At 31.2% G+C, this 5,895-nt stretch carries 4 protein-coding genes; all 4 read right to left on the bottom strand.

Translation table 11 applies throughout. The annotated features are described in order from the left end of the window. Positions 1-1,487: 1,487 nt before the first annotated feature. The 4 genes from F6K40_RS31590 to F6K40_RS31575 all read right to left on the bottom strand — a co-directional run bounded on the left by F6K40_RS31590 (position 1,488) and on the right by F6K40_RS31575 (position 5,552). Positions 1,488-2,588, bottom strand: a complete 1,101-nt coding sequence (locus F6K40_RS31590; protein WP_293141759.1) for a chemotaxis protein CheW — start codon at positions 2,586-2,588, stop codon at positions 1,488-1,490. A 499-nt stretch (positions 2,589-3,087) separates the two neighbouring features. Next, a complete protein-coding gene (locus tag F6K40_RS31585) occupies positions 3,088-4,644 on the bottom strand; it encodes a CheR family methyltransferase (protein WP_293141757.1) in 1,557 nt (518 codons plus the stop codon). A 210-nt stretch (positions 4,645-4,854) separates the two neighbouring features. Continuing rightward, positions 4,855-5,226, bottom strand: coding sequence for a type II toxin-antitoxin system VapC family toxin (locus F6K40_RS31580; protein WP_293141755.1), 372 nt, complete (start codon positions 5,224-5,226; stop codon positions 4,855-4,857). A 92-nt stretch (positions 5,227-5,318) separates the two neighbouring features. Further along, complete coding sequence (locus F6K40_RS31575) at positions 5,319-5,552, bottom strand: hypothetical protein (RefSeq protein WP_293141753.1); 234 nt, start codon at positions 5,550-5,552, stop codon at positions 5,319-5,321. Positions 5,553-5,895 lie beyond the last annotated feature (343 nt).

Raw genomic sequence — 5,895 nt, 5'->3', positions numbered from 1 at the left:
AATAGAGGGATGAAATTGTTGATTTCATATTTGGCAATTGATTTAATTAAAATTTGGGCAAGAGATATAATCTAGGAATAATAGTACCTCAAAAAATAGATTCAAATTTTAACTCAAACAAGTTCAATCTTGTAGTCATTCTAGTTAATTCCAAATCTCTCAAATCAAGTCTAATTAAGTAAGCATTCAGCTTTTCCTGCTCCATGGGTAGCTAACAGCTTTTCAACGTACAGGACTTGACTTTGGTTAGCAGTCTTATGACCTTTTTATTGATAAATTTTAATTCTCCTTAGAGACTAATTCCTCCTAAGTGTTTGAGCATCAGTTAATAACTTGTAAGGAAATAGGAAATAGGAAATACGGAATAGGGAATAGAGGGATGAAATTGTTGATTTCATATTTGGCAATTGATTTAATTAAAATTTGGGCAAGAGATATAATCTAGGAATAATAGTACCTCAAAAAATAGATTCAAATTTTAACTCAAACAAGTTCAATCTTGTAGTCATTCTAGTTAATTTGAAATCTCTCAAATCAAGTCTAATTAAGTAAGCATTCAGCTTTTCCTGCTCCATGGGTAGCTAACAGCTTTTCAACGTACAGGACTTGACTTTGGTTAGCAGTCTTATGACCTTTTTATTCATAAGTTTTAATTCTCCTTAGAGACTAATTCCTCCTAAGTGTTTGAGCATCAGTTAATAACTTGTAAGGAAATAGGAAATACGGAATAGGGAATAGGGAATAGAGGGATGAAATTGTTGATTTCATATTTGGCAATTGATTTAATTAAAATTTGGGCAAGAGATATAATCTAGGAATAATAGTACCCCAAAAAATAGATTCAAATTTTAACTCAAAAAAGTTCAATATTGTAGTCATTCTAGTTAATTTGAAATCTCTCAAATCAAGTCTAATTAAGTAAGCATTCAGCTTTTCCTGCTCCATGGGTAGCTAACAGCTTTTCAACGTACAGGACTTGACTTTGGTTAGCACTCTTATAACCTTTTTATTGATAAATTTTAATTTTCTATAGGGACTAATTCCTCCTAAGTGTTTGATCATCAGTTAATAACTTCCAAGGGAATAGGGAATATAGGGATAAAGTTGTTCATTTCATATCTGGCAATTGATTTAATTAAAATTTGGGCAAGAGATATAATCTAGGAATAATAGTACCCCCAAAAAATAGATTCAAATTTTAACTCAAAAAAGTTCAATATTGTCGTCATTCTAGTTAATTCCAAATCCTCAGATCGAGTCTCATTAATTAGCCATAATAAAAATGTTCTCCTCACCTCAAGCATAGTATTTTTAACAATTTGCTCTACTCCCTACTCCTTACCGAATAATTAAGGTTTAAATCCTCTCCTGTAAAGGAGAAACAAGAAAAAATTTTCATGATTAGTCAATCCTCTTCTTTTCAAGGAGAGGTAATAATTAATAATTAATAATTAATTATTAATTGTTGAACCCCTACTCCCTCTCAGCTAAACTTCTTCTTCTACAATTAAACCTTTATATGTAATAATTTTCTCAAAATTTATAATACTCATCATCTTTTCTTGATAAATAACAGTTCCTAATAAATATTCATTGTGAGCTTGAGAATGATTAATCGTAGTAGGAATTGACTTAATATCTAAAGGATTAAGATACATCACATCAAATACTTCATCTACCATAATACCAGCTACTAAATCATTCACCTCAAATATTAAGGCTTTATTTTTATTAGTTTTTGTTGTCTGAATCTGCATATTTAAAATGCCTCGGATCTCAAGCAAAGTGACAATTTCACCCCGTAAATTAATATTGCCAAAAATATGTTCAGGAGTACAAGGAATAGGAGTCACTTTCTGAACATTAGTAAACTCTCGTACTACTGCTAAATTTATACCAAAATATTCTGAATTTAAACCAATCACCGCTAGTGGAATTAAATTACTAAAATCTTGACTTTGAGTTTCTAATCTTAAATTTTTTGCTCGTTCTTGAAAAATAGCTCTTTCTTGTGAGGTAGCATTTGGGCAAAATATTAATTTTGAATATTCTTGATATTCAGCTTTTTCCAAGGAATTTTCTTTAACTAAAGCACCTATATTATCCCGATCATTTATAGAAAATTCAGCTACTTCTTCCAGATATCTAATCAGATTATGACTAGATAATAAAGTAATTAATTTTTCTTCCAATTTAGCTACACCTGTAACCAAATGTAATTTATGATTTCTCTCGCTTCCCCCATCGGATAATTCTCCTTGACTATATATTTCTGTTGTTATTTCTGTTACTGGAATATCTTTAACTTCGTAAACTTGATTGACAATAATACCAATAGTAGATTGTTGCCACTCTATCACAACCAGACTATCTGTCAAAGAATATTCTTGCTGCTGATACCCAAAACGAAGATTTAAATCCATTATAGGCAATACATTTCCCCTAAGATTAATCACACCAATAATAGAGTTTGGCATTTCAGCGATCGCTGTTACTTCTGGCAGTAAAAATATTTCTTTAACTGACAGTGCTTCTACTCCATAAAAACAGTTATTATGTAAAAATATTAGATATGATTTATTTTCCATATTCCTTTTCTTAAGACTTAGGCAAAAACCGAGTTTATCCAGGAAATTTTATCCTCAAAATAATCATAGCAATAAACCCGGTTTATTGTTTAGCTATCCACCCCCAGAAACCGGACTTGTCCAGGAAATTGTATCCTCAAAAAAATCATCACAATCAACCCCGTTTCTTGTTTAGATATCCGCCTCCATAAACCCAGTTTATCCAGAAAATTTTATCCTCAAAAAAATCATCACAATCAACCCCGTTTCTTGTTTAGATATCCGCCTCCAGAAACCGAGTTGATCCAAGAAATTTTATTCTCAAAAAAATCATCACAATCAACCCCGTTTCTTGTTTAGATATCCGCCTCCAGAAACCGAGTTGATCCAAGAAATTTTATTCTCAAAAAAATCATCACAATCAACCCGGTTTCTTGTTTAAGTATCCGCCCCCATAAACCCAGTTTATCCAGAAAATTTTATCCTCAAAAAAATCATCACAATCAATCCGGTTTCTTATTTAGGTATCCGCTTCTAAATACTCGATCAATTCAGAAACTTTGATTCCTCCTTTGTACTTGATAATATCATCAACAGGTAACTTTTTCAGCAGTTCTAAAGCTATATTTTTCATCTTTTTTGCCCGAAGGATATTTTTTTCTGCTGCATATAATGAACCAAGTTCTATATAAGCAGGTATCTCTTGTGGGTCAAGATAAATTACTCGCTTTAGAAGAATTTTTGCTCCTTCTATATCTCCTTGTTCTTCTGCTATATTAACCAACAAATAAAAAGGTTCTACTGAAGCAGAATTTATTTCTATTGCTTGATTACAATAAAAAGTAGCACGCTCATACTTGCCTAAATTTGCATACAACTGAGCGAGTAAATTATATACCCTAAAATTTTTGGGATTTAGACTCAGAAAATCTTCTGCTTTTCTAATAGCATCAGTATAAGCCTTCACTGCAAATAATTCTGCTGCTTCTAACAATAACTTATCTGATTGACTAGATTGCAAATCACGATTTTTTTGAGTAACTTCCCTAGCTATTTCATGTTTTTTATCTTGATAAAATTTCTGCTTCAAATCCAATAAAGCTTGTTTATTAGCATCATCGCAAATACTATAATAAGTAGATATTTTCCTTTCAGATATTGAATTAATCAATGAATATTCCAAGCTTTTCTCGTTCGCCATCCTCTTGTCTGTAAATATCGGCAAACTATCAGCTAAATAATTCTCATATTGCTCATCTTGACCGCGCTGATAAACCAAAGATTCTGACAAAACTTTAACCTTAAATTTACCCAGGGGTTGACCATATAACTCTGCATGACCTGTCATCAAATACCCTCCCTTGAGGAGAGAATTATAAAATTTTTGCATCACTAATGAAATATGCTTTGCTTCAAAATAGATAAAGACATTGCGACATAAAATTAAATCAATATAACTAGGAAAACCATCTTGAACTAAATTTATATTGCCAAACTTGACTATTTTTTTTACTTGTTCCTCAACTTGCCATTCTCCTTGAAATTCATAAAAATAATTCTTTTGTATTTGCCGATCTATTAAACGGAACGACCAATTACTATAAACACCTTGTTTTGCCTTCGTCAGTGCTACTTCATTAATATCTGTTCCTAAAATTAAAATATCCCATTCTTGCCAGTCAGGAATTAATTCTTGAACCATAATTGCTAAAGAATAAGCCTCTTCACCCGTAGAACAACCCGCACTCCAAATCTTTATTTTTTTTTCTTTAGATGCCATTTTAGACTTAATAATTTCTGGCAGAATTACATTTTTAAGTAATCCCAATTGTCCCCGGTCTCGAAAGAAATAAGTTTCAGTTACAGTCAACAATATGATGAGCTTTTCCCATTCATCTTTACTTGTTTTATTTTGACCTGCTAAAAGTTGATAATATTGTTCTGGAGAAGATAATTTCAGTGATTTTATCCGCACAAATATTTTCTTACACAAACTGTCATAATCTTGCTCTCGAATATGCAGACCTGTATAATCAGCAATTAATTGAATAAAATTTTGTAATAGATTAGGATTCATTATTTTTCGGTTAAGAGTCAGGAGTCAGGAGTTAGTAGTCAGGATTTAGGAGAGAAAAGGAAAAAGTTTTAAAGTATCAAGAATAGCTAGTTTTTTGATTGCTAATTATTCCGACATTATATTAACAGTAGTATAGCAAAATTTGTAGGGTGCGTTAATAAAATATAACGCACCCTACTAGACTCTACCTCTGTTCAACCGAACATAATATTAATATCTAATCTCAAACCATTTTTGAGCATTAATAAAACGACTCAAATGTTTAACATTTGTAGTAGCAACGACAAGGTTTCGACCAGGATTTTCAGCTTGCATTAATTGACATTGGGCTGCAATAATTACATCAACATCAATATTTTTGGGGTTAGCTGTAGGCATCCCTTGGAAACGAGAGATTGCCCACAACTGGGCAGCTTCTTGTGTGACTGATTTTGTCAAAGGTAAAAAATCAATTAAATCGTCTAAGTTATTGAGATTATTAATACCTTGATTTGATGCTCCTCTGATTGAGTTTAAAAGTAAACTTCTTCTGAGTTCATAATCACATAAATCTGAACTAATAACGTAAACACTTTTTGACAATAGGGAATACAGCCATTCTTGACATTGTTTAGCTTCTAATTTTTCGTTGGGAGATGACAGTAAACTTCAAACACCAGTGTCAATAAAAACTATCATTCTTCGCTATATAATTTGTGTCCTGATGGTCGAAAACTATCAATAGTTTGCTTTAATATTTCTAAGTTTTTTCGTCTGATTTGTAATTCGGTTTCAGTGACTTCTTCTTCTATTTGTTTTTTTAACCATTCCATTGCTGGTTGATTGAGACGTAATTGTTCTTCCATCGTGCGTCCTTTATGTTTTAAATAGGGAGCAAAAGAACTAGGATTTTCTGTGTAATTAGACATAATTTTATTCTGGTTTTTTTCACTATCAATTTTAGCATAGCATTATTCTAGGTTAGGTAGAACAAAGTGAAACCCAACTTGCGCCTTATTGTTGTTGGGTTACCCTAACCATTTTTTTAATTCAAAATTCAAAATTCAAAGTTCAAAGATTTTGGTTCATTCCATTTTTTTAATTCAAAATTCAAAATTCAAAGTTCAAAAATTTTGGTTTATTCTTTAATTTCAATAATTGTTTAATTAAGAATTCAAGCCTCAATTTTAATTCAAAATTCAAAATTCAAAGTTCAAAAATTTTGGTTTATTCCTTAATTTCAATAATTGTTTAATTAAGAATTCAAGCCTC

Origin of the sequence: Okeania sp. SIO3I5 (assembly GCF_010672085.1) — a bacterium.
GTDB lineage: Bacteria > Cyanobacteriota > Cyanobacteriia > Cyanobacteriales > Microcoleaceae > Trichodesmium.
Note: the sequence above shows the minus strand (reverse complement) of the source record. Positions and strands in the feature narration are given on the sequence as shown.